This is a genomic window from Lacibacter cauensis, from assembly GCF_007830055.1.
GTDB lineage: Bacteria > Bacteroidota > Bacteroidia > Chitinophagales > Chitinophagaceae > Lacibacter > Lacibacter cauensis.
Map to the genome: position 1 here is coordinate 199,347 of NZ_VLLE01000005.1, position 25,914 is coordinate 225,260.

Sequence of the window (25,914 nt, forward strand, 5' to 3'; positions counted from 1 at the left end):
CATTTACTTTGACGCATGATACAGGTAACGTTTCCGCAACCGGCATTCCGTATGAAAGAAGAGGAGGGCAAAGAGTTGATTTTTGATGAAATCCGTAAACAATGGGTACGGCTTACACCGGAGGAATGGGTGCGGCAAAACCTGCTTCAATATCTCATTCAAACAAAAAAATATCCCGCTTCATTTATTGGTGTTGAAAAAGAAATCAGTTTGGGCGAATTAAAAAAGCGGTTTGATGTATTGATCTTCGATCGACATCATCAACCATGGATGATGATCGAGTGCAAGGCAATGGATGTGGAGTTGTCGGAAAAAGTAGTTGAACAGGTTGTACGTTATAACATGTCAGTATCTGTTCCTTTTCTTGTCGTCAGTAACGGTTCGTACACCTATGCATGGGCTAAAAAAGAAAACCGGCTCATCAGCTTAGCTGAATTGCCGGAATTTGAATAAGACTTTATGCATGTTCTCCTGCGGTATATAAGGGTCTGTTTTTCGAGAAAGCTGATAAGGTGTTTTTCAGTACAGGTTAGCAACGGCCTTAGAACACAAATCTATTACCACCGCTATCATTCAAAAAAGGTGTTTTAACGGGTTTTTGGTTTTGCAGACAAACGGCTGTGTGTTTATTAAAATATTTTATATCCGCACTTTTTAGTGTGGGTGTAATCCTTATCTATCTTTGTTTTTTCAAGCTGACTTTTCTTCAATCTTCAACCTTTTATATGGATGTAGAAGTCCTTTCCCGCATACAGTTTGCATTTACCGTCGCCTTTCATTATATCTATCCGCCTTTAAGTATTGGGTTAGGGTTGCTGCTTGTAATTATGGAAGGGATGTATTTAAAAACAGGCAGAAAAATCTATGAAGATGCAACCCGTTTCTGGATAAAAATTTTCGCTCTCATCTTTGGTATTGGCGTGGCAACGGGTATTATCATGGAGTTTGAGTTTGGTACAAACTGGGCAACTTATTCAAAATATGTGGGTGATATTTTTGGCAGCGCACTTGCAGCCGAAGGCATTTTTGCTTTTGCATTGGAGTCGGGCTTTTTAGGTATTCTCATCTTTGGCTGGAACAGGGTTAGTTCAAAAGTTCATTTCTTTTCAACTATCATGGTGTTTTTTGGCTCCTTGTTTTCTGCCATCTGGATCGTGGTGGCCAACTCATGGCAACAAACTCCGGCAGGTTATCATATTGTTGGCGAAGGTATGAACGCCCGTGCCGAGATTACCGATTTCTGGGCAATGGTATTTAACCCTTCCAGTGTAGATCGTTTAACACATGTTTGGATCGGTGCTTTTCTTTCGGGTGCTTTTCTGGTGCTGAGTGTAAATGCATATTATATTCTTCGCAAACGTCATCTCGAAATTGCAAGACCATCGTTTAAACTTGCGTTGATTGTTGCCACAGCCTGTTCGTTGTTGCAGTTGGTAGCAGGTCATCACAGTGCAGATGGTGTGGCTAAAAACCAACCGGCAAAACTTGCTGCTCTTGAAGGCCATTACGATACTTTGGCAAGAGCCGATATGTTTTTGTTGGGCTATGTGAACAACAAAACACAAGAGGTGCGTGGTTTAAAAATTCCTGGTGGATTATCGCTTCTTCTATATGGAAATTTTCATGAACCGGTGAAAGGGTTAAACGCTTTCCCTGCAGATGAGCGGCCAAAACAGATCAATGCCATTTTTCAGGTTTATCATATCATGGTTGCCTGTGGTATTGCAATGATTGCATTAACACTGTTTGCTGTGTGGCAATGGCGGCGTAACCGTTTGTTTGAAACAAAATGGTTGCTTTGGCTTTTTGTGTTTAGTGTGTTACTGCCGCAAATTGCCAATCAGGCAGGTTGGTTTGCAGCCGAAATGGGCAGACAGCCGTGGGTGGTTTACGGTTTATTAAAAACATCGGATGCATTATCGAAAACAGTAACTGCCAACCAGGTACTTTTTTCGCTCATCATGTTTACAATAGTGTATCTGTTGTTGCTGGTTTTGTTTTTGTATTTACTCAATCGAAAAATAAAACACGGACCAGTAAGTGATCATGTACAGGAAGAGTTAGAAGAAAGCAGCAAACGTAATAACCCAATTATGCAGCAATAATTATGGAAACATTTCTCGGTTTGGATTACAATGTGTGGTGGTTTCTTGTTTTTGGAGGCGTCATCAGCGGTTATGCCATACTCGATGGTTTCGATTTGGGGGCCGGTGCCCTGCACTTACTGCTCAAGAAAGAACAAAGCAGGCGGATTGCCATGAATGCGATTGGCCCTGTATGGGATGGCAACGAAGTATGGCTGGTTATTGGCGGTGGTGCTTTGTTTGCCGGTTTCCCTGTTGCATATGCAGCCATTTTTTCTGCTTTTTATGTTCCGTTTATGATTTTTATGATGGGGTTGATTTTTCGTGCTGTCGCAATTGAGTTTAGAAGTAAAGAACCCATGTTGTGGTGGCGTAAAACATGGGATGTTGTTTACAACATAGCGTGTATTGTGATTGCACTTTCGCTCGGGTTGATGTTGGGCAACGTAGCCTATGGCATTCCGTTAAATGCCGATAAAGAATTTGCAGGCAACTGGATGTCGTTTTTTCATCCCTTTCCAATTATGGTGGCTATTACTACATTGGCTTTGTTTCTGATGCATGGAGCTATTTATCTTACCATGAGAACAGAAAACAGGCTGTATACAAAAATGCATCTGTTGGCTAACAACTTTACCGTATTCTTTGTGTTGAGCTTTGTTATTACAACATTGTATACACTGCTGTACATACCGCATCTGAGCGATCAATTCAAACAATCACCCGGGTTGTTTTTGTTGCCGGTGTTGATGATATTGGCGATTGCAAATATTCCCAGGCAGATTAAGAAAGGCATGTACCGTTATGCGTTTCTCAGCTCGGCAATAACCATTGCCTTGTTGCTGATTATGGTTGCAGTAGAAATTTTTCCATACCTGTTATACGCAAGTAATAATATCGATAACAGCATTACTATCCATAACGCAGCAGCGTCGGCCAAAACAATGAAAATACTGCTCATTATTGCATTGATAGGTACTCCGTTGGTAGCTATGTACACAGCATTTGTGTTCTGGACCTTTAAAGGAAAGGTTAAGCTCGACGACATGAGTTACTGATGCAGGCATAGCAATGAAGCAACTGCATCAGCAGTATTTTTTATTGCTCAATCTTGTGCATGCTTAATCGTTATGATCGAAATGCAGGTGTTGCTTGTATGCGCCAGCTGCAATATGCAACGCAAATGCAGCAATAGCAGTATCCTTCAATAAATTAATCAACGCCATCTGCCGCATTTCGGGCGCTCCTGCGTTCATTGAATTGGGCAGATGAATAGTTAATACAAAAACGATTAGCATGGCTGCCAGTACATAGCCCGCAACTTTTACAAAATTGTTTGTAATAAACGATAAGCCTGCAAGTATAAATGCGGTACCTACTACGTAAGCCCATGTTATTCCGCCGGGCAAAAAGTCCGGCACGTATACCAGAAGATCGTAGGGGTATTTGTAATGAAACAAACCGAATGCAATAAGTATTACGGAAAGTAAATAAATGGCAATGCGTGAAACGATGTGATAATGTTTCATAACAGAAATTTTAAAATGAAAAAAAATATAGTCGAAAACTTTATTTCTTTCTGATAGGTGCTGTAATGAAACCTGCTTCTTTGTATTAAGTTACGAAGAAAAAAGCCCGGAACAAACAATTAATCTGTTTATTCCGGGCTTTTTAGTGACTATAAGCAGAGCGCTAATTTTTCCAGAAGAACTTAGCTGATCACATTCGTTTTTTAATGAAATAACCGAGTGCCGGATGTATGGCATGCGCTTTTCGAAGTGCTAAATAGCTTGTAAAAAAGCCATCACATCTACGCCGTCGGCATAATCTGTTAATGCAGGTTCTTGTGCATAACCAAATGGTATGGCCTGTGTGCCGGTAACAGCCTGCACCTGTTCATTATTCAGCAAATTAGCTGTTACTTCTTCGGGTGAGTTGTAGTAACTGTAATGGAGGGTGCCGATGGGTGAAAACAGCTGCTCGTTTTCTACAAGTACAATGCAATCATTCGTCATGTAATACACATTGTTCATTAAATAAATAGCGAGCTGGTAATCGTAATTGCTGCGATACTTGTGATGATCGAACATCCACTTGTATTTCCGCAATGCATTTAACAGCGGAACAAAATCGTAGTTACGTGGCACATACAGTTTGGTAACGTTGCGGCAACCCAAACCAAAGTACAGCATTACATCATCTGCCAGTAATGAAAGTTGTTCTTCCGTTTCGTTACCGGTAAGCAACGCAACAGAGGTCCTGTTTTTACGGATGATGGAAGGGTAGCGGCCAAAATAATACTCAAAATAGCGGGCACTGTTATCGCTGCCGGTTGCAATGTACGCATCACAATCCTTCAGCATACTGCTGAATTGAATATGATTGGCTGTGTCAGGATTCCATTCTGTCATCTTCTGTACTAGATGTTTCAGCAATACCTCATCTTTCGAAGAAAGTTTGCATAATTGTTTGTGGCCGCTTACAAAAACCGTAAGCAAATCATGAAACCCAACCATCGGAATATTTCCCGCCATTACAATACCAACAGTCTTCGGCAATACATTGTCATCAAGATGATAGGAATCAACCCAGTTACGTAGTTTCGTCAGCTGTAAAAAGTTTTCAGCAATTGTAGTTGCTGCATTTTTAATAAATGCCTGTGTAAACCAGTTGTTTTGCTGTTCGGCTCTCTGGCAGGCCACTTGCCACTCGGGCGATTGCGAAGAAATATATTCACCAAGTTGCGATAAAATTTCCAGCCTTTGTTGTAAATTCATTCAAAGCTTTAGTTTACATTTGAAATGCAAAAGTAAATCAAATCTAACCCCAAAAATTTCAAAGGTTATGGCTATAAAAATTACAGAAGAATGTATCAACTGCGGGGCATGCGAACCCGAATGTCCGAACAATGCAATTTATGAAGGCGGTGTAGAATGGGCAATCGCTGATGGAACAACCGTTAAAGGATCTTATACCCTCATCGATGGTTCTGAGGTGGATGCTGCTGCCAAGCAATCACCGTTAAGCATGGATACGTATTATATTACTCCCAACAAATGCACCGAGTGTCAGGGTTTTCATGAAGAGCCGCAATGCGCTTCTGTTTGCCCGGTAGATTGCTGCGTTCCGGACGATATGTACCAGGAAACAGTAGATGCTTTGATGGCACGTAAAGAGCGCTTACACAGTTAGTCTTTTTTCAACCGATGGATGAGTTCCCGTAAGAACGATTCCGGAATACAGCGGGTGATATTTCCCGTTAAAAAAAGGTGAAGGCTTGAAAACCTTCACCTTGCTTTTTATATCTTGCAGCAATGAAGAAGTTTGCATATATCTTGCTGGCTGCAGCTGTTTTGTCTGCTTGTAATTGGGAGTTTAAAAAGCAGGAAAGCCCCGAAACACTTTCTGAACAATCTGAAAATACCGGTAACCAGCTCAACCAAATGCTTGATACGGATAAGGCTTTTTCTGCCGCCAGCGAAAAAGTTGGCATGAACAAAGCTTTTCTTGAATATGCAGCTGATGATGCCGTATTGTTGCGCCCCGGCTATATGCCTATTGTTGAAGCCGATGTGATCAAATACCTCAACGCACAGGAGGATACTTCCTTTACGATGACATGGGAACCAATTGGTGCCGACATTGCCGCATCGGCCGATATGGGTTATACCTACGGCGTTTACAAGGTTGTTACTGCCGATACAACATTGCGAGGAACCTACCTTAACGTATGGAAGAAGCAACAGGATGGTAAATGGAAATTTGTGATCGACTCGGGCAATGCAGGTGCAGAAAAGCAGGGAATGTAATATTTAGCGGCAGGGTTTTTGAATACAACATGCCCCGTAAAGAAAGCAGTAATCAGACATCAAACGAATACTTAAACAACCATCATCATGAACGGACCCAAAAAAATAGCCTTGGTTACAGGTGGCTATAGTGGCGAAGCGGTTATTTCGTATAAAAGTGCAACAACCATTTTTAATCATCTCGATAAGTCGAAATACAATGTATACGTCATTGATGTTACCAAAGATGGTTGGTATTACAAAGCTGATAACGGTGAATTATTTGCTGTTGACAAGAACGATTTCAGCATCAGCGTTAACAACCATAAAGTAACGTTCGATTGTGTATTCATCGGTATGCATGGTACACCTGGCGAAGATGGGAAGCTTCAAGGCTATTTCGATGTGCTTGGTTTACCATACACTTCGTGTAATGCTGCAACATCGGCCATTACATTCAATAAACGGTATACGGTTGCAGTTGCTGCATTTGCCGGTATCAATGTTGCCAAAAGTGTACACCTGTTTAAACAGCAGCCTTTCGATATCAACCAGTTTAACTTAAAACTGCCCGTGTTTGTAAAACCGAACAACGGCGGCAGCAGTATTGGCATGAGCAAGGTGAGTAAAACAGAAGATATTGCTGTTGCAATTGAAAAGGCATTTGCAGAAGACAACCAGGTATTGGTTGAAGAAATGATTACCGGTCGTGAATTTACCATTGGCGTATTTAAACATAAAGGTGAAATTGTTGCCATGCCAATGACGGAAGTAAAGGCCCATGCAGATATGGAGTTTTTTGATTTTATTGCCAAATACCAGGGCAAGAGTACAGAAATAACTCCTGCAGAAGCAAGTGATGAGATGTATAAAAAAGTAAGCGATACAGCAAAGAAAGTATACGCTGTATTCAATTGCAGCGGTGTTATACGAATTGATTTTATTTACAATGAAGAACGCAACGAGCCGTTTATGTTGGAAATAAATACCATTCCGGGGCAGAGCGATGCCAGCATTGTTCCGCAGCAGGTGAAAGCCATGGGATGGAAGCTTGAAGATTTTTATGCATCTTTAATTGAAGAAGCATTGGCCGATGCCGCTGTTAAATAAGTTTTAAAACAAATAACGTGTTTCAATTTATTACTAAACGTTCCTTTTTTATAAACCTGCTGGTTGCGCTGTTACTGGGGCTTGCCATCGTGTTTGTGTTTTTTCAGTTGCTCGACAGCATTACACAGCATGGCAAGTATGCGAAAGTGCCCTCTGTAAAAGGCAAAACAATTGAAGATGCTACAAAAGTGCTGGAAGCGCAGGGCTTTCGTGTAGATGTACAGGACAGTGTTTATTACGACAGTCTTCCAAAACTTTCTATTGTAAAACAATCGCCGCAACCCGAAGAACTGGTGAAGGTGAACCGTACAATTTATCTTACTATTAACCGTGCAGAAGCTCCGCTGGTTAGCTTGCCCAACTTTGTAGGGCAAACCTACCGCAGCGTTCAGTTACAATTAAATACGCTTGGATTAAAACTGGGCGATACCACCACACGCCCTGATTTTGCTGTTGGCTCTGTATTGGAGCAGCTATACAATGGAGTAGCGGTAAAGCCCGGCGCTAAAATTCCAATGGGCAGCCGCATCAGCCTTGTAATAGGCGGAGGCATTAAGCAAACCGAATCTGCTGTTCCCTTGTTGTTAGGTCTTACATTTGCCGAAGCAAAGGTTGTACTTGAAAGTAACGATTTATTACTGGGAGCCGTGGTGGTTGATGGAGCGATCGCCGACAGTGCATCGGCATTCATTATTAAACAGAATCCGCCTGTAAGAGATGATGAAGGAAGGCCGATACGTATCCGTGGCGGACAATTGATTGATGTATGGATCAGCACAGACCGTTCAAAAATGGATAGTATTCCAAAGCCCAAAGCGGTAATGGAAAAGAAACCCGAAACTGTTAACGAATATTAATATTATAAACATGAAGACAATTACAGCTGAAGAATTGAAGGCAAGAATAGATGCCGGCGAACAATTAAATATTGTAGATGTGCGTGAACCACACGAACACGAAGAGTTCAATATCGGCGGCACCTTGTATCCGCTTGGTCGTATTTTGTCGATGGATGTTGATGAACTGGAAAGCTTAAAAGATAAAGAGGTGATCTTCTATTGCCGCAGTGGTAACCGCAGCGGACAAGCTTGTATGTTTGCAGAAACAATGGGCTTTACGAATGTTGTAAATCTTACAGGAGGTATGCTTAACTGGCGCCAGGTATTTGGTTAATATAAATAACTAACTATGTGTTATAAAAAGAACGGCCGCTGTTTACAGCGGCCGTTCTTTTATTATACCATATGCTTACAGCTTAATGGCAATGCCAGCCATAAAATTGCGACCCGCCATTGGGTAGTAATAGTTTTCGGTGATAGTTTGTCCGCCGTAGATATAGCCAAAGCTGTAGCCATTGGTTTCGTACATGCGGTTAAACAGGTTGTTTAGCTGGAAGTTGAGGTTTACTTCTTTTACTTTTTTAAAGCGAAGCTGGTAGCTGAAACGTAGATCGCTTACAAAAAACGGATCAATGCTTCTTGCCTTATTGCCCGTATTGTCGAGGTACTGGCGTGATACATATTTATTCAGCAAACTGATTTCTCCGTTCTTAACCGGTATAAAGTTGAGTGTAATGCCCGCAACTGCTGATGGAGAAAAGGAGAGTGTTGTTGATGAGAACTTGTTCTCTTTCTGTCCGCCATTATCATAGTCATCAACAAATTCGGTGAAGTTGAGAATACGGTTACTGCTCAGCGTTAAATTACCGGTTGCATTAAACCAGCTGATGGGTTTTACGCCTGCCTGCAATTCCACACCTGCACGAAAACTCTTGGGTACATTGGTACGGGTATAAGCACCCACATCGTTTACTTTCCCGGTTAGCACAAGCTGGTTGTTGTAATACATATAATATCCGGTAATACTCCAGTTGTATTGTGCTTTGCGCTGTTCAATATTTACTTCAAAATCGTACAAGGTTTCGTGTTTAGGTTTTTGTGTAACACCTGCTTCAAAATCATCTCTGTTGGGTTCTTTATTACCGATGCTGAACGAGGCAAAACCTAACCATCCATTACTGTTTGCATAAGAAACTCCCAACTTCGGATTAATAAAGTTGAAGTTGCCACCTGATTGTAAGGTTGGATTTTTACGGAAACCTTTGATTGTGTGGTTTACGTTACGGTACTGCACATCTGCAAATGCTTCCCAACGGCTGTTTAAACGGCGCTGGTATTTCGTATAAAAATTAAAGTCTGTTTTAAAAGCTGTGAGGTTATACCATTTGTAATCTTTCGGCACAGCAACTTCGCTCCATACAATTTTACCATAATGTTTACCATCGTAACGGGTAAAAGCACCGCCAAATGTTAACTGATCATTGTTGTGTTTATATTGGGCTGAGAAGGTTGTGCCATAGAAATAATTATCTAACCAAAGCTGGCGGATGATGTCGGCTGTAACAGCATTCAAACCATAATCATCCAGTGATTCACCACGCTTATATTCTTCGTAATAGCCTAAGCCACGTGTTAAGAAAAATGCGGTGTTAATGTTCCAGCTTTTGTTGATCTCGTGGTTAAACAGGAGTTGGTAATGCGTCTGGCGATAATTGTCTGTTTGATTGCCATACCGGAAATAATTGTACGTACGGTTATTGTTGGGGTTGAACAGGTTGGCCGAATCTTCCGGCGTGTCATATAAATAGTAGTTGTTGTTGTAATGCTCTACAAGTTTTGTGGCATCACCTCTCAGTTTTGCTTCCGGAATACCATTCCATGCCTGGTAGGTTTTTTCTTTTCCTGTAAATGCATTCAGCCGTAGTGATGTTTTTTTGTTGATGTAAGCTGCGGATAAATAAGCCGAACGCAGATCGGATGCTCCTCTTTCAATAAAGCCGTCGCTGTTGATGAACGATACCCGGCCATCGATCGTAAAATGTTTGCCGATTAAACCAGAGCCCGCTTTAAGCGTATGCCGCCAGCTGCTGAAGCTGCCAAAACCGTTGGTGAGTTCTGCATAAGGCTTTTCGTTAAACTCGTTAGTGCTAAGGTTAAGTGTAGCGCCAAACGCACCGGCACCGTTTGAAGAAGTGCCCACACCACGTTGAATTTGGATGGAGTTTACAGACGATGTAAAGTCGGGGAGGTTCACAAAAAATAAACCCTGGCTTTCGGCATCGTTATACGGAATACCGTTCAGCGTCATATTGATTCTTGTGGCATCGGTACCACGTATGCGAATACCGGTGTAACCAATACCGTTACCTGCATCGGAGTTAATAACCACCGAAGGCGTTTGGTTAAGAATGAACGGCAGATCCTGGCCGGTATTCATCTTTTCAATTTCTTTTTTCGAAAGATCAGTTTTGGCAAACGGCATACGGTCACCCGCACGAATAGCCATCACTTCAACAGGCTTCAGAAAAAGCGGTTGTGCTTCAAGCAGCACGTTCAGTTTTGTTTCTTTGTCGGTAACGGTTACTGTTTGTTCAAAAACTTTAAAGGCAACGGTGCTGATGCGAACAGTATATGTTCCCTTTTGCCGTAGGCTGAGGTTAAATGCACCATTGCTGTTGGTTAATGTACTGCCATTGCCTGCAACCTCAACGGTAGCGCCGGAAATGGCTGTTTGATTGTTGTTTTTTTCGGTAACAATACCGCTCAGTTTGTACTGAGCAAATACCAGTTGTTGAGAAAGAATCATCAACATTCCCAGCATCAATTTTTTCATTGCAAATTCACTTTAACGGTTAAAAATTGAATTGGAAATGCTGCGTAACGGAGAGAGGAATATGCATAAAGGAACCTCCTTCCCTGCGCAGGCATTACCCTGATCAGGTTCTACGGGTTTGATCTCAGCCTCCGTGCAGGTTCCGGGCCCTGGAACCGACGGGTAAGCACCCCGGGGAATCTGTGCCGAAAGCCGGTTTACCGCTCCTTCGACGCCGCAAAGATAAATTCTTTCAGCTTTGCTGTAACATTTTCGTAACATCTTTCGTACAACTATTACACAACAGCGGTTACAGCCTTGTTTAAGCTGATACTAAAGCAAGATTGTAGCTAGATTGTAATGGCGCATTCAATTAACAGTAACCATTAAACCTTATCTAAAATTTTACAAAATGAAAAAAGTATTCAGCTTCATCGTATTAGCCGTTTTTGCTGCAGGGTTTGCTGCTGCCCAGGATGTAACCGTAATTAATGATAAAAATGCCGAACCCCGGAAGGTGAGTGCTTTTCATGGCATCAGGGTATCGAATGCATTTGACGTAATTATTAAACAGGGTAACGAAGAGGCCGTAGTGGTGAGTGCCAGCGAAGAAAAATACCGCAGCCGTATTAAAACAGAAGTGGTAGATGGTATCCTGCGTATCACATACGATAATGAAAGTATGTGGAAATGGAATGGCGAAAACAAAAAGCTGCGTGCGTATATTTCTGTAAAAGATATTGACAAGCTTGATATAAGCGGAGCGACTGATGTAAAAATTGATGGCGTTTTGAAAGGAACAAACCTGAAAGTGGACCTCAGCGGTGCTTCCAGTTTAAAAGGTGCGGTAGCTTATGAAAGTATCAGTATCGATCAGAGTGGAGCTTCCGATTCTAAGCTGTCGGGTTCGGTAAAAAACTTGGATATTGATGTAAGTGGCGCAAGCGATTTTAATTGTTTTGAACTTGTTGCGTACAATTGCAGAGCAGAGGCTTCAGGAGCATCCGATATTTTTGTTACTGTAAATAACGATTTAAAAGTAAACGCAAGTGGGGCCAGTGATGTACAATACAAGGGCACTGCTTCTATCAGCGATTTTAAAACAAGCGGAGCATCGAGCTTAAAGAAACGTACCAAATAAGTTTTCGATAATTATCAATGATGAAGAAAAAGACAGAAATAATTTCTGTCTTTTTCTTTTTTCTTTTGGGAGCTAAGTTGTTTACCCTTACCTTTGCAATCCATTCCGCGAAGTAGAGCAGCGGTAGCTCGTCGGGCTCATAACCCGAAGGTCGGGAGTTCGATCCTCCCCTTCGCAACAAAGGTCCCTCGCAAATGCGGGGGATTTTCTTTTTCAGCCAATAGCATGTAGCTTGCGGTAATAATCTTTTTTATGAAAGTAGGGTTTGTAAACATTTTTGGTAAGCCAAACGCAGGTAAAAGCACATTAATGAATGCTTTGCTGGGCGAAAAGCTTGCTATTGTTTCGCCCAAGGTGCAAACAACAAGGCATCGCATAAAAGGAATCCTTACAACCGCCGATTACCAGGTGATCTTATCAGACACACCCGGCATCATTGATCCGAAGTATAAACTGCAGGAGAAAATGATGATGAGTGTAAAGAGTGCATTGGAAGACGCAGATGTGGCTTTATTACTGGTAGATGTAAAAGATAACTGGCAGGAAAATGATGAACTGTTTGCTTCACTGAAATTAAAAGTGCCATCGATTGTTGTGTTGAATAAACTCGATACAGTTGATAAAGCTAAACTGGAAGAAGCCAGACAATATTTCGAAAGCAAGCCTTACTGCAAAAAAGTTATTACCATTTCGGCATTGTCGGGAATTAATAAAAAGCAGTTTATTAACCAGATACTACCATTGCTGCCCGAAGGCGAACCTTATTTTGAAGAAGATCAGCTAACGGACCTCAGCACCCGCTTTTTTGTTGCCGAACTCATCAGGGAAAAAATCTTCGAACTTTTTTCTGATGAAATACCTTACCACACAACTGTAATTGTTACAGCTTTTCAGGAAAAAAATACACTCATCAAAATATCGGCCGATATTATTGTGCAGCGTGAAACACAAAAAGCTATTCTGCTGGGCAACAAGGGAGTAATGATCAAAAAGCTCGGATCGATGGCCCGTGTGGAAATTGAAAAATTTGTGGATTCGAAAGTGTTTCTTGAGTTATTTATTAAAGTACGTCCCAAGTGGCGTGATACCGATCTTTTTTTGAAAGAGTACGGTTACAATGGCTGATAAACACCTGTTTTCAACAACAAACCCTGCTTTCCCTTTTATTTCAGTACCTTTGCCGACTTTATTTGTTTTATTATGGCAGGTTTTACAGTAGCAATTGTGGGCAGACCCAATGTAGGAAAGAGTACATTCTTCAATCGTTTATTGCAACAACGCAAAGCGATTGTTGATGATGTTAGCGGCGTTACGAGAGATCGCCAATATGGTATTGCCGACTGGAATGGGAAAACATTTAACCTCATTGACACGGGTGGTTTTGTTGCCGGCAGCGATGATGTGTTTGAAACAGAAATACGCAAGCAGGTAAAGATTGCATTAGACGAAGCGAATGCAGTTATTTTTATGTGCGATGCTGCTTCGGGTATTACTGACCTTGATGAATCGATGACCGATTTACTGCGCCGTACTACCAAACCTGTTTTTTTAGCAATTAACAAAGTTGACAACCACGAGCGTTTACTGGAAGCAAGTGAGTTTTATGCGCTGGGCTTTGAACATATTTTTTTCATCAGCAGTATGACAGGTAGCGGAACTGGTGAATTGCTTGATGCGGTTGCAGCTTTGATTCCTGATGAACAGGCAGCAGTTGAAGAATCAACTATTCCGAAAATTGCAATTATCGGTCAGCCCAATGTTGGTAAATCTTCGATGCTGAATGCTTTACTTGGCGAAGAGCGTACCATCGTAAGCGATATTGCAGGCACTACAAGAGATACCATTCATACCCATTACAATCTCTTCAACAAAGAATTTATACTGATCGATACAGCTGGAATTCGTCGCAAAACAAAAGTGAACGAAGACCTGGAATTTTATTCGGTGATCCGTGCTATCCGTGCAATGGATGAAGCCGATGTATGTATGCTTTTGCTCGATGCAGAAAAAGGAATTTCACAGCAGGACCTGAATATTTATTCGCTTGCAGTAAAAAAGGGAAAAGGCATTGTGTTGTTGGTGAATAAGTGGGATCTGATACAGAAAGAAACCAATACAGCACGTGATTATGAAAAAGAATTGAAGCAAAGACTTGCTCCATTTAATGATGTGCCGATTCTTTTTGTTTCAGCAAAGGAAAAAACCAGGCTCATGCAAGGTATTGAAGCAGCATTACAGGTGGTGGAGAACAGGCAGCGCAAAATTTCAACTTCCGATTTAAACGAAGTGTTGCAAAAAGCTATCCAGGCTTATCACCCGCCGGTGGTGCGTGGTATGCCTATCAGCATCAAGTATGCAACACAGTTGCCAACACCGGTTCCTTCTTTTGCGTTTTTCTGTAACCATCCCGACGATGTAAAGCAATCGTATAAAAATTATCTCGAAAATCAACTGCGTGCAGCGTTCAATTTTAAAGGAACGCCGATGCGTTTGTTCTTCCGTAAAAAATAAGAACGGTTTTTGCTTCGCTTTCAGCTCATCAACAAAATTGAAAACGTATGAAAAAATTAGTAGTTGTTTTACTGGCTGTTTCCTTTTTAACTGCATGTGGCAGCGACGAACAAAAATCGGATAACGAAAAAGCAGGAACAGGCGACAGCAATGTAATTGATAAAGCCCAGCAAGGAATGAACGAAGTGATTGATACCTTACAAAGCAAGGGCGACAAGCTGGCTGATACCTTAAAAAAGAATGTCATTGAACCTGTAAAAACAGACATTAAGAAAGCAGGCGAAAAAATTAAAGCAGCCGCAAATGAAGTGAAAGAGAAAGTGAAGCCGGAATAAAAAGTAAAATAAAATCATTGAACAAAGGGACTGAGCAATCAGTCCCTTTGTTATTTTTACCGGCAGAAACTGATAAAAATCATTTGGATTTTATTCAGAAATAAAAGTAATTTACAAATCGACTATTGATTCTTGCCTCACAAAAAAACGCATAAGAGCATAAAAGATCTTCAGCGACGGATTGCTGTTTACGAAGATGAAGCGGCTTACAAAGAGCTGTTTTTTCTTTTGTTTCCATCCCTTACCCGTTTTGCTGAAGGTATTCTGCAGTCGAAAGAAAATGCAGAAGAAATTGTTTCCGATGTATTTATTGCTGTATGGAACGATCGTGCTAAGCTGAATAAAATTGACGATCTGCAACTCTACATCTATGTTGCGGTTAAAAACAATGCCGTTCGTAAAGCCAAACAACTCAACAAAAACAGTACAGTATCGCTGGAACACATTCATGTAGAAATGGATTCGCTCTACCAGACACCCGAAGAACGGATGCTCTCTGGCGAAACAGTGGGTAAAATTGAAACCGCCATCAACAATCTTCCCAATAAAGCAAGGCTGATTTTAAAACTGGCCAAAGAAGACCGGATGAAGTACAAGGATATTGCTACGCTCCTCAATATATCGGTTAAAACGGTTGATAATCAGCTGGCCATAGCGCTAAAGAAACTGGCATCAGCCATCAGCGAACCACTTCGCAAAAAGAAATAAAAAAAAGTTGAAATCCTCTTGGGGGATTTTTTCCATTTTCTACTCCTTATCATTAACTATTCATGAGCAAAGAAAAAATCTGGCATTTATTTTCCCGTAAACTAACCGGTGAGGCTAGTCAGGATGAATTGATGGAGCTGAAGCTTTACATCGAAGATCATCCGGCTCTGCTGCACGAAATGGACGCACTTGAGCAGTTATGGATGCAGGATAATGAGCCGGATCAGGATTACCTGGAAGCTACTTATCTGTTGCATCTTGAGAAAATGAAAAAAATGGGTGTTGAACCAACAGCACCTGACGAATCATACGAAGCAGAACAACCTTTTCAAACTTCTTTCTTTAACCGTAACAGGCGCAGACTGTTGGCAGGAGTGATGTTTGTAGTAATTGTTATGGCAGCTGTTATACCATTTCTGAACAGGAAAAGTGCAGCGGGCAAGCTGGCAGAAACAACTGCTGCAATAAAGCAAAAAGTAGTAGTAACTCCCAACGGTAAAAACACCAGCTTTCAACTGCCCGATGGCTCTACTGTTTGGTTAAACGCCGGCAGTAAAATTGATTATTCGAAAATAAACGAAGCCGGTAACAGAGAAGTGTATTTAACCGGAGAAGCTTTTTTTGATGTAGTAAAAAATCCTGCACGGCCCTTCATTATCCATACATCTTCCATTGATGTAAAAGTGTTGGGTACCAAGTTTAATGTAAAAGCCTACCCGGAAGATAAAACTGTTGAAACCAGTTTGGTGCAGGGTAGTGTGGAAGTATTTGTAAAGAACAGGCCGGGCGAAAAATATTTACTTAAACCGAACCAGAAGCTTGTTTTGCTGAACGAAGAACAAACGGTTGCCAAAACGCCCTTAGCAACAACCTCAAAGAAAGATTTTAATCTGCCCATTATAGCTATTACACATTTAACCTATCCGAAAAACGATACACTGGCAACGGAAACATCGTGGACGAGAAATAAACTGTCGTTCGAGAATGAAAGCTTTGCAGAAATAGCAAAGAAGATGGAGCGTTGGTACGATGTAAAGATCATCTTCAAAAACGAAGAGCTGGAAAACGAAGAACTGAATGGCGATTTTTCGAAAGAAACGCTGCAACAGGCATTGGATGCCCTGCGGTTCACCAGCAACAGCTTCCGTTATAAGATAGAAGGAAAAACTGTTATTATTTATTAAAACCTAAACTGCAACTGATTATGACCAAACTTCAAAACTCAAGTTGAGAAAGTGTTGGAAACAAAAGCGGGAAATGTTGGCGCATTCCCCGCAAGTAGTACACTTTCTTTAACCCGGAGACCGCTTGCGATGTAAAAAAGAAAACGGTTTCCTTATTTATACTACCAAAGCTTAAAAGTATGAAAAAAAGGACTTCGATTGCTAAGGCATCCTATGCCTTAAAAAAGCCGCTATTGATTATGAAACTAACAATTTTGCTTGCTGTATTGTGTACGTTTCAGGCTACAGCTGGCCTTACTGCCCAAACAGTAACATTAAAAACCAAGGATACTGAAATAGCTACTGTGCTCAACAGTATACAAAAACAAGGCGATTTCAGATTCCTGTACAATTCAAAACTGAAAGACCTCAAACAAAAAGTATCGGTTGAATTTCAAAATGCAGATATACGGGAGGTATTGAAGCGTTTATTTGCCGGCACTAATCTTACCTTTCTTCAGTTGGATAATAACCTGGTTGCTATTCGCTCCACCAGTCCTGAAGAAAAAGATATCCGTGTAACAGGTAAAATCACAAACGAAGCCGGCGAAGGTCTTGCGGCTGTATCCATTACTGTTAAAGGAACTGCACGTGGTACCGTAACCGACATGAACGGAAACTTTGTGCTCACTGCTCCTGAAAATGCAGTACTGGTTATTTCTGCAATTGGTTATAATACCATCGAAGTAAACGTGAACAACCAACAGGTGTTAAACGTAAAACTCGAACAGGCTACCCGCCGTATGGATGAGGTAGTGGTAATTGGTTATGGTGCGGCAAGCAAGCGTGATCTTACCGGATCGATTACCAAAGTAAACGGTAAGGATATTGCCGATAAACCAAACATCAACCCTATTTCTTCTTTACAGGGTCGTGTTGCTGGTTTATACATTGTAAACAGTGGTACTCCGGGCGCTCAACCCGATATCCGTTTACGTGGTACTTCAAGCTTCGGACAGGTTCGTCCGCTTTATGTAGTGGATGGAATTTTTAACGATAACATCGACTTCTTAAATCCCAACGATATCGAATCGATTGAAGTGTTGAAAGATCCTTCATCTCTCGCCATCTTCGGTATACGTGGTGCAACAGGGGCAATCGTAATTACAACTAAGAAAGCAAAAGCAGGTCAGCTCAACATCAACTTCAGTTCAACTGCAGGTGTTAAACGCCTGGTTGACCGTATAGATATGGTTGATGCCAATGGTTTTAAAACACTGTACAATGAAGAACAAGCCAACAACGGCGTTCCAACCAATCAGCGTTTCGATTACACACCATGGACCGGTAACACCGACTGGATTGAAGCAATGACACGTACTGCATTCTTCAACACCAATAACTTAAGTGTTACTGCAAGCACAGAGAAAAACAAGTTTTACATGGGCATTGGTTATGCTATTGACGAAGGCGTGGTGAAACACGAGCGCTTAACCAAAATGTTCATCAACATCAACGATGAGTTAAAGATTTCGAAGAACATTAAAGTTGGTTTTACATTAAACAGCATGCGCCAGAAATTGCCATTCAGCCAGGCAAATGGTTTGTTGTTTGATGCAAGAAGAATTTTACCCATTACTCCTGTAAAAAATGCAGAAGGTACTTTCTACGATCTGGCTGTACAGGGTGGTCAAATTTCTAACCCGGTAATGAACCTGGAAAGCAAATGGGATAAAGAAAACAGAGTTGAATACCGCAACGTTGGTAGTGTGTATACCGAAATCAACTTCCTGCGCAACTTTACATTCCGTTCTACATTCTATGCAGATATGTCGAACCTGGAATCGAGAAACTACAATCCGTTGATTGCACGCTACAATCCGGTAATCGATTCAACATTTGTTCCTGCCAACTCGTTAACATCTGTTACACAGAACAACGAACGCTGGAGCAAGTTTCAACAGGATCATGTATTAACCTTCCGTAAAAACTTTGGTGAGCATGGTGTAACTGCAACTGCAGGTTTCACCACTTTCGAAGAAAAGTACAGAGGTTTATTTGGTTCGGTTCGTCAATCACCAACCGGTGATGCAATTCCTGATGATCCACGTTTCTGGTACATCAGCAACGGCTTTGGTGATCCGGCAACATTGCGTTCTACATCAAGCCAATGGGATCGTGCAAACGCAGCCTTCCTTGGTCGTGTGTTGTATAACTATGGTGGTAAATATTTGTTGAATGCTTCGTTCCGTCGTGATGGTTCTTCTGCATTCCCCAACAACGAATGGAATAACTTCTACTCAGTTGGTGCTGCGTGGGAAGTAACCAAAGAATCGTTCATGAATGATGTGAAGTTTATCGACTTCCTGAAGATCAAAGCATCAACTGGTACACTGGGTGTACAAAACACATTGGGTCTTGCTTATCCTGCATATCCAAACATTGTTGCTGGTAACTCAGCTGTGTTTGGCGATTTGTTGCTGCCATCGTATTCAAGAAGCTACGAGCCCGATCGTGATCTGAACTGGGAGCGTATCCGTGCATCTGAAGCCGGCTTTGAATTATACGCACTCAATAACCGCTTATTTGTTGAAGCTTCTTATTATGTAAGAACTACAAATGATCTGCTTGCGTTTGAATTCTCAAGCGTAACAGGCAGCCGTTTGGGTAACATTGGTAAAGTAAGAAATAAGGGTATTGAAGTTACATCGAGCTGGACACAACAACTGTCGAAAGATGCAACGCTTACACTTAGCGGAAATATCACAACCTTCAATAACGAAGTAATTGACCTTCCTTCTGGTGGTAAATTAACTGCAGGCGAAGAGCGTCCAAGTGTAACTGAAAAAGGTTTCCCGATTGGTTATTTCTATGGTTACGTAGTTGAAGGTGTTTACCAGAGCTATGCAGACAAACTTGGATCGCCAACGGTTGTTGGTTACGATTATCAGCCAGGCGATCTGAAGTATAAAGATGTAAATGGTGATGGTAAAATTGATGCAAGTGACCGTACAATGATCGGTAACCCAACTCCTGATTTCATGTATGGTTTATCTGTCAACTTTAAATACAAAGGCTTTGATGCTGGAGTAGATTTTCAAGGTGTATATGGTAACGAAATCTATCGCTATTGGGGTAGTTCTGAATTGCCTTTCACACGTTTCAACTTCCCGACTTTCCGTTTAAACCGTTGGACAGGTGAGGGTACATCAAACTGGGAACCCGCTGTATCAAGCCGCCCAATCAACCGTTTACCATCAACCTATGGTGTTGAAGATGGAAGCTTCTTCCGTATCAGAAACGTACAGATGGGTTATAATTTCAATGCCGAAAAACTACGTGCTGTTCATATCAAGAGCTTCCGCATTTTCCTGAATGCGCAAAACCTGAAAACATTTAAACGTAACTCAGGCTATACGCCGGAATTTGGAGGTTCACCAACTCAGTTTGGAATCGACAATGGTGATGGTCCTATTCCTGTAATCTTTACAGGTGGTATCAATGTAAACTTCTGATGACAATAATTAGTAACGATAAATTTTATAATAACATTTAAATAAGAACCTATGCGTACAGTCAAACAATTACTGTGGGTGTTGCTGATGAGTTCTTCCACACTCCTGATGTTCTCAGGGTGTTCGAAATTCCTCGATCGTAAGCCATTACAATCAACGCTTGATGATTTGAATCAAGGTGGCTTGGAAGGACAGATTTATGGTATGTATGGCGCTATCCGTAACGGCGATGTTGCGGGCCAGGCCTTTGGTGGTATTCCCTGGATGGCGTTACACAACTTCCGTTCTGATGATTCAGAAAAAGGAAGCAGCCCTGCCGATGGTGCCGATTGGGAACTCATTCACGATAACTTTCAATACGTAAAAGATCACTGGAGTGCAACCATCTACTGGGATCAGCATTACACATTGATTGCGCTTGCCAATACAGCACTGCAGATTGCAGATTCGTTAAAGCTGAACAGCCCTGCTGATCAGATCAATATTGGTGAAGCCAAATTCTTCCGTGCAATGGCTTACTTCGACCTTGTGCGTACATACGGACAAGTGCCGAAAATTGATTTCCGTATTTACAATCCGGCTGATGCAAGAAAGCCAAAAGCAAGTGTTGCTGAAATTTATGCATTGATTGATGCAGACCTGCAGGCAGCCATTGCAAGCTTGCCCGACGATTGGAAAAATGCCAGCGGTAACAACCGTTTCCCCGGCCGTTTAACCAACTATGCTGCAAAAGCATTGCGTGCAAAAACATTAATGTATCGTAATCAATGGAGCGAAGCATTGGCGCTGTGCCAGAACATCATCACATCTGGCCGCTATGCACTGGCAGATGATTATTTTAAAACCTTTGGTGATGAAGGGGAGAATAACATTGAGTCGATCTTTGAAATTCAAGCTGACCAAGGTCCACAATACGCAGGCAGTAACGAACCTTTCTCCTGGTTTGCAATTTGCCAGGGTGTACGTGGTGCAGCAGAATGGGATTTGGGTTGGGGTTGGAACACACCAACTGCTGATCTTGTAAATGCGTATGCACCGAACGACAAGCGTAAAGACGGAACCATTTTGTTCTCTGGCCAAAGCGATGGTGTATATGGCCGTACATTACCTGCATACCCCGCAGTGATACCACGTGCTTACTGGAACAAAAAAGTATATCCAAATCCTGCTACACAGTCTGCTAAAGGACAACGCCAGGCAGGATGGCGCAACCAAAAGGTATTGCGTTATGCCGATGTGTTGCTGATGGCTGCCGAAGCTGCAAATGAAATTGGCGGTGCAGGCAATCAAACACTTGCAGTTACTTATGTAAACCAGATTAGAAAAAGAGCGGGCCTTGGCGATGTAAGCTTTACAACACAGGCTGCAATGCGTACCATCGTACAAAATGAACGTCGTTTTGAAATGGCGCTGGATGGCGAACGTTTCTTCGATCTTGTTCGCTGGAATCTTGCAACAACTGTTTTAGGTCCTAAGGGTTATCAGAACAAGCACAGGTATTACCCCATACCACAGGCTGCAATTGATGCGGCAAATGGTGTGCTCATTCAAAACCCCGATTATTAATCGATGATTGTTATTGATGACATTCATGTTTAAAAAATAATTGTATGCGTATAAAAAACTTTCAAATCATATCTAAAGGAGCATTAGCCGCAATGCTCCTCCTCTCGGCTTGCCAGAAAATGAACCGTCCGGGTTTGGGTAATTATCCAAAAGATACAAACCCTCCGGGAGGCGCACTCAAATTTTATGTTGCGTTTGATGGTACTACAACCAATCCGTTAATGAATGCGGTTGACAGTATCCGTGCAAACTTTGCATCAGATAATCCGCTTGCTTCAATAGCAGGAGTAAACGGAAAAGCTGTACAGGGTGAAAATAAAAAGTTCATCAAGTATGCAAAACCAAATGACTGGGCTGATCTGTCAAGAAGCTTCACTATCTCAGCATGGTTCAAACGCAATGGTCAAACAAAAAATAACACAGGTACCAATGGTCCTGAATATATCATGAGCTTCAAAGCAAGCACCGGGCATTGGTCTGGTTCAAGCTTACTTGTATTCTTAGAAGGTGATAATGCTGCCGGCCAGGTAAAGGTGATGGTTGCTGATAAAACAGGCGACAATTGGTTTACTTGGGAAAATTCAAATGCAAGTACAATTCCAGGTTTGCTGGATAACAACTGGCACCACATGGTGTTAACATATAACAGCAGCAACAGTACAATGACCTTGTATATTGATGGTGTTGCAAATTCAAAAACACGTACATGGGGTACACATGGTGCTGTAGTATTTGATGCAGAAAAAATTACGGAAGTACGTATCGGTGCTGGTCCAGGTACTGGTTACGATACAGACGATTGGTTATCTTCTACATTTAAAGGAGGAATCGACCAGGTGAGAATGTACAGTACCGTACTTACACAAGCAGAAATTACTGCACTGTTTACAGGCAAACAATAGAAGCAGTCGTTTTTAGGTCATAATCAAGAGTGGGGCTGCATATTTATGCAGCCCCTTTTTAAACAAGTCATTTTTCTTTCACCTATTTAGCTTTTGTGCAGGTTATGTTTTTATTACGCAACGTCCGTTTCGTAGCATTACTCGTTGTTTGCGGTATCTTTTTTTCCTGCAAGGAAAACAAAACGCTTTTTACACAGGTAGATGCTGCAGCTTCAGGCATCAGCTTTCAAAACAAGCTCGAGGATAAACCGCACCACAATATTCTTTATTATCTCTATTTCTATAATGGCGGTGGTGTTGCAGCAGGCGATATCAATAATGACGGATTGGTTGATCTGTATTTTACAGCAAATACCAAAGGCAACAACAAATTGTATTTAAACAAAGGCAATTTTCAGTTTGAAGATATTACAACCAAAGCAGGCGTTGCAGGCAACAGTGATTGGTGCAGCGGCGTAACCATGGCCGATGTAAACGGCGATGGATTCCTGGATATTTATGTATCGGCAGTTGCAAAGTTTAACGATCTGAAAGGCCACAATGAATTATTCATTAACAAAGGCAATGGAACATTTACGGAGCAATCGAATCTTTATGGTCTCGATTTTTCCGGCTTATCAACACAGGCTGCTTTTTTCGATTACGATAAGGATGGAGATCTGGATTGTTTTTTAGTGAATCATTCCAAGCAGCCACATGCAAACATTGTTGATACGGTTAACCGTAATAAAAAAGATTCCATCAGCGGCAGCCGTTTATTCCGCAACGAATTAAATAAAGGCGAACAGAAATTTACGGATGTTACAGCAGAAGCAGGCATTTATCAATCCAACCTTTCTTACGGACTAGGATTAGCTGTAGCCGACATGAACAACGATGGTTGGGATGATGTGTATGTTGGCAACGATTTTCACGAAAACGATTATTACTACATCAACAATAAAAACGGTACGTTCAGCGAAAGTGGTGCAAAACATTTTGGGCATTACAGCCGCTTTAGTATGGGTAACGATGTGGCCGATTATAACAACGATGGACAGCCCGATATTATTACGGTTGACATGTTACCTCCTGATGAAAAAACATTAAAAACGTATGGCAGCGATGAGAACCCCGACATCTACAAAGTAAAGCTGCAGATGAACGGTTATCAGCATCAGTATTCACGCAACTGTTTGCAAAAAAATAATGGCAGCGCTGTTAACTTCAGCGAAGTTGGTTTAATGGCAGGCGTATCTGCAACCGACTGGAGCTGGAGTCCGTTGTTTGCCGACTTTGATAATGACGGAAAAAAAGATCTGTTTATCAGCAGCGGTATTGTAAAGCGACCGGTTGATCTTGATTATATCCGTTTTGTTTCCTCGATGCAGATGAACAAGGGATTGGATGCAACCGATCAGTACGATGCAGAAACCATCAGTAAAATGCCCGATGGCAGCAGTCATCCATTCTTCTTTAAAAACAACAATGGCCATTCGTTTAGTGATGTAAGTGTTGCATGGGGTACTGCAAACATGAAAGGTTATTTCAATGGTGCTGCTTATGCTGATCTGGATAACGATGGTGATCTGGATGTTGTAACCAACAACATCAATGCGCCTGCAACAGTTTTAAAAAACGAAACGACTGGCAAAAATTATCTCAGCATACAATTCAAAGGAGACAGTTTAAACAGGTTTGCTGTTGGAGTAAAAGCTTACCTGTTTACAAAAACGGGTATGCAATATCAACAGCTGATGTTAACAAGAGGATTTCAGTCGGCAGTAGAACCACGTTTGCATTTTGGATTGGATAGTGTGGTAACAGTTGATTCGCTTGTAATTGTTTGGCCCAATCAACAAAGCCAAACCATTAAAAATCCGGCGATAAATAAACAGCTTGTTGTTACACAAAAAGATGCAACCGGCATGTTTCAATACGATTTATTCTTTGGTACGCCTGCGCCGTATTTTAAAGATGTAACCAATGAAATTGCATGTAATTGGAAGCATACTGAAAATGATTTCGAAGATTTTAATGTGCAATATCTTATTCCGCATGCGCAAAGTACCAGAGGTCCCAAACTGGCTGTAGCAGATGTAAACGGTGATGGGTTGGATGATTTTTATGCATGCGGTGCAAAAGGCCAACCGGGTGCATTAATGTTGCAACAGCCGAATGGAATATTTCAATCAACGAATACTGCATTGTTGGCAAAAGATGCTGGTTGTGAAGATGTAGATGCTGTATTTTTTGATGCTGATGGAAATAAAACAATCGATCTGCTGGTCATCAGCGGAGGTAACCAGTTGCCGCAACATGCAGGCGATCTTGCCGATCGCTTGTACCTTAATGATGGCAAAGGAAATTTTACACGAAAGAACGATGCCTTTACCATTCAATACGAAAATAAATCCTGTGTGGCTGTTGCCGATGTAGATCATGATGGTGATATGGATTTCTTTGTAGGCAATCTTGCAAGCCCTACGGGTTATGGTTTGCTTAAACCTTCTTACCTGTATCTCAACGATGGAAAAGCGAAGTTTACCAATGCATCCATGCAGAAAATTGATTTGACTGCGTTGGGTATTGTAACCGATGCAGCGTTTGCAGATGTAAATAAAGATGGTTGGGACGATTTGCTGGTAACAGGGGAGTGGATGCCGTTGAAAGTGTTCATCAACAACAAAGGAACCTTTACGGCAACCGATGTGCCTGCCTCTACAGGTATGTGGCAGCATATAACAGTTACAGATGTAAACAATGATGGTTATGCAGATGTTTTGGCCGGCAACTGGGGGCATAACTCCAAGCTGTGGGAACGTAAAGATGGTCCGCTGAAACTGTATGTGAAAGATTTTGATAACAATGGTAAAACCGAACAGATACTGGCATACAACATTAAAGGCGAAGAGTATCCTTTTTTAGCGAAAGATGAGCTGGAACGTCCGTTGCCTTTGTTGAAAAAAGCATACCTCACTTACGGCGAAGTTGCAGGTAAAACCGTGCAGTATATTTTTTACGATTTGTTTAAAGATTACAAAGAACTGAAAGCAGAAGTGCTGGGCAACTCGGTATTCATCAACGATGGTAAAGGAGGATTTAAGCGCTACGATCTTGGTAACGAATTGCAGCTTTCGCCCATTATGAGTTTTGCAACCGTTAGTGCAGGCGGGAGTTATATAGCCGGGGGGAATTTTTACGGAGTAATTCCTTACGAAGGAAGATACGATGCATTATACCCATCGCTGTTTTCATTCAATGGCGAACAGTCTGCTGTATACGCATCGTTACAGCATATAACAGGCGAAGTGAGAGATATGCAATGGTTGCGTACTGCAGGGGGGAATAAGGTATTGGCAATTGCAAGAAATAACTCACCCTTACTTTTTATGAAAAGTATAGGTGAGTTGCAAACAATGAAATAAACAATAAATCTATTGAGTTAAATGAAACATCTA

The 25,914-nt window shown here is 41.6% G+C and carries 22 protein-coding genes, 1 tRNA gene and 1 riboswitch; of the genes, 19 read left to right on the top strand and 4 right to left on the bottom strand.

The annotated features are described in order from the left end of the window. The first annotated feature begins 15 nt into the window (after positions 1-15). From IQ13_RS14590 to cydB, 3 genes are all read left to right on the top strand, one after another. Positions 16-453, top strand: coding sequence for a type I restriction enzyme HsdR N-terminal domain-containing protein (locus IQ13_RS14590; RefSeq protein ID WP_144887128.1), 438 nt, complete (start codon positions 16-18; stop codon positions 451-453). Between the two features lie 272 nt (positions 454-725). Then, the gene (locus IQ13_RS14595; RefSeq protein WP_144887129.1) at positions 726-2,105 is read left to right on the top strand and encodes a cytochrome ubiquinol oxidase subunit I; all 1,380 of its coding nucleotides are present in this window, start codon (positions 726-728) and stop codon (positions 2,103-2,105) included. A gap of 2 nt (positions 2,106-2,107) precedes the next feature. Continuing rightward, complete coding sequence (cydB, locus tag IQ13_RS14600; RefSeq protein WP_144887130.1) at positions 2,108-3,142, top strand: cytochrome d ubiquinol oxidase subunit II; 1,035 nt, start codon at positions 2,108-2,110, stop codon at positions 3,140-3,142. 63 nt (positions 3,143-3,205) lie between these two features. Here the strand turns inward: cydB and IQ13_RS14605 are convergent, their stop codons facing one another. Continuing rightward, complete coding sequence (locus IQ13_RS14605) at positions 3,206-3,613, bottom strand: DoxX family protein (RefSeq protein ID WP_144887131.1); 408 nt, start codon at positions 3,611-3,613, stop codon at positions 3,206-3,208. Positions 3,614-3,865: 252 nt separating this feature from the next. Continuing rightward, complete coding sequence (locus IQ13_RS14610; RefSeq protein ID WP_144887132.1) at positions 3,866-4,861, bottom strand: acyl-CoA reductase; 996 nt, start codon at positions 4,859-4,861, stop codon at positions 3,866-3,868. Positions 4,862-4,928: 67 nt separating this feature from the next. On the opposite strand from IQ13_RS14610, the gene IQ13_RS14615 reads away from it, so the two are divergent. Continuing rightward, positions 4,929-5,276 carry a 4Fe-4S dicluster domain-containing protein gene (locus IQ13_RS14615; protein WP_144887133.1) on the top strand — a complete coding sequence of 116 codons (348 nt, stop codon included), beginning with the start codon at positions 4,929-4,931 and terminating at the stop codon, positions 5,274-5,276. A gap of 67 nt (positions 5,277-5,343) precedes the next feature. On the opposite strand, the gene IQ13_RS21615 is transcribed toward IQ13_RS14615, so the two are convergent. Further along, positions 5,344-5,577 (bottom strand): hypothetical protein, encoded by a 234-nt coding sequence (locus IQ13_RS21615; protein ID WP_242009561.1) that lies wholly within the window; start codon positions 5,575-5,577, stop codon positions 5,344-5,346. Here IQ13_RS21615 and IQ13_RS21620 point away from each other — a divergent pair. From IQ13_RS21620 to IQ13_RS14635, 4 genes are all read left to right on the top strand, one after another. Further along, positions 5,576-5,893, top strand: a complete 318-nt coding sequence (locus tag IQ13_RS21620; RefSeq protein ID WP_242009562.1) for a YybH family protein — start codon at positions 5,576-5,578, stop codon at positions 5,891-5,893. The genes IQ13_RS21615 and IQ13_RS21620 overlap by 2 nt on opposite strands. An 87-nt stretch (positions 5,894-5,980) precedes the next feature. Then, positions 5,981-6,982 carry a D-alanine--D-alanine ligase gene (locus IQ13_RS14625; RefSeq protein WP_144887135.1) on the top strand — a complete coding sequence of 334 codons (1,002 nt, stop codon included), beginning with the start codon at positions 5,981-5,983 and terminating at the stop codon, positions 6,980-6,982. A 17-nt stretch (positions 6,983-6,999) separates the two neighbouring features. Then, positions 7,000-7,839: a PASTA domain-containing protein gene (locus tag IQ13_RS14630; RefSeq protein ID WP_144887136.1), complete on the top strand. Its 840-nt coding sequence runs from the start codon at positions 7,000-7,002 to the stop codon at positions 7,837-7,839. A gap of 10 nt (positions 7,840-7,849) precedes the next feature. Beyond that, positions 7,850-8,155, top strand: a complete 306-nt coding sequence (locus tag IQ13_RS14635) for a rhodanese-like domain-containing protein (RefSeq protein WP_144887137.1) — start codon at positions 7,850-7,852, stop codon at positions 8,153-8,155. Between the two features lie 75 nt (positions 8,156-8,230). Here IQ13_RS14635 and IQ13_RS14640 read toward each other — a convergent pair whose 3' ends face one another. Further along, positions 8,231-10,654 carry a TonB-dependent receptor gene (locus IQ13_RS14640; protein ID WP_144887138.1) on the bottom strand — a complete coding sequence of 808 codons (2,424 nt, stop codon included), beginning with the start codon at positions 10,652-10,654 and terminating at the stop codon, positions 8,231-8,233. A 63-nt stretch (positions 10,655-10,717) separates the two neighbouring features. Further along, positions 10,718-10,838, bottom strand: a riboswitch (TPP riboswitch). Between the two features lie 207 nt (positions 10,839-11,045). On the opposite strand from IQ13_RS14640, the gene IQ13_RS14645 reads away from it, so the two are divergent. From IQ13_RS14645 to IQ13_RS14695, 11 genes are all read left to right on the top strand, one after another. Then, positions 11,046-11,774 (top strand): head GIN domain-containing protein, encoded by a 729-nt coding sequence (locus IQ13_RS14645; RefSeq protein ID WP_144887139.1) that lies wholly within the window; start codon positions 11,046-11,048, stop codon positions 11,772-11,774. Positions 11,775-11,880: 106 nt separating this feature from the next. Beyond that, positions 11,881-11,952, top strand: a tRNA-Met gene (locus tag IQ13_RS14650). 74 nt (positions 11,953-12,026) lie between these two features. Continuing rightward, the gene (gene era, locus IQ13_RS14655; protein WP_144887140.1) at positions 12,027-12,899 is read left to right on the top strand and encodes a GTPase Era; all 873 of its coding nucleotides are present in this window, start codon (positions 12,027-12,029) and stop codon (positions 12,897-12,899) included. Between the two features lie 75 nt (positions 12,900-12,974). Continuing rightward, a complete protein-coding gene (der, locus tag IQ13_RS14660) occupies positions 12,975-14,285 on the top strand; it encodes a ribosome biogenesis GTPase Der (RefSeq protein WP_144887141.1) in 1,311 nt (436 codons plus the stop codon). 47 nt (positions 14,286-14,332) lie between these two features. After that, positions 14,333-14,620, top strand: a complete 288-nt coding sequence (locus tag IQ13_RS14665; RefSeq protein ID WP_144887142.1) for a hypothetical protein — start codon at positions 14,333-14,335, stop codon at positions 14,618-14,620. Positions 14,621-14,752: 132 nt separating this feature from the next. Beyond that, on the top strand, positions 14,753-15,328 hold the full coding sequence (locus IQ13_RS14670) for an RNA polymerase sigma-70 factor (protein ID WP_144887143.1): 576 nt from the start codon (positions 14,753-14,755) through the stop codon (positions 15,326-15,328). A gap of 62 nt (positions 15,329-15,390) precedes the next feature. Next, a complete protein-coding gene (locus IQ13_RS14675; RefSeq protein WP_144887144.1) occupies positions 15,391-16,512 on the top strand; it encodes a FecR family protein in 1,122 nt (373 codons plus the stop codon). Between the two features lie 239 nt (positions 16,513-16,751). Then, a complete protein-coding gene (locus IQ13_RS14680; RefSeq protein ID WP_158637406.1) occupies positions 16,752-20,006 on the top strand; it encodes a TonB-dependent receptor in 3,255 nt (1,084 codons plus the stop codon). A 51-nt stretch (positions 20,007-20,057) separates the two neighbouring features. After that, positions 20,058-21,572: a RagB/SusD family nutrient uptake outer membrane protein gene (locus tag IQ13_RS14685; RefSeq protein WP_144887146.1), complete on the top strand. Its 1,515-nt coding sequence runs from the start codon at positions 20,058-20,060 to the stop codon at positions 21,570-21,572. Positions 21,573-21,616: 44 nt separating this feature from the next. Beyond that, positions 21,617-22,474 carry a LamG domain-containing protein gene (locus IQ13_RS14690; protein WP_144887147.1) on the top strand — a complete coding sequence of 286 codons (858 nt, stop codon included), beginning with the start codon at positions 21,617-21,619 and terminating at the stop codon, positions 22,472-22,474. A 104-nt stretch (positions 22,475-22,578) separates the two neighbouring features. Next, positions 22,579-25,881: a VCBS repeat-containing protein gene (locus IQ13_RS14695; RefSeq protein WP_144887148.1), complete on the top strand. Its 3,303-nt coding sequence runs from the start codon at positions 22,579-22,581 to the stop codon at positions 25,879-25,881. Positions 25,882-25,914 lie beyond the last annotated feature (33 nt).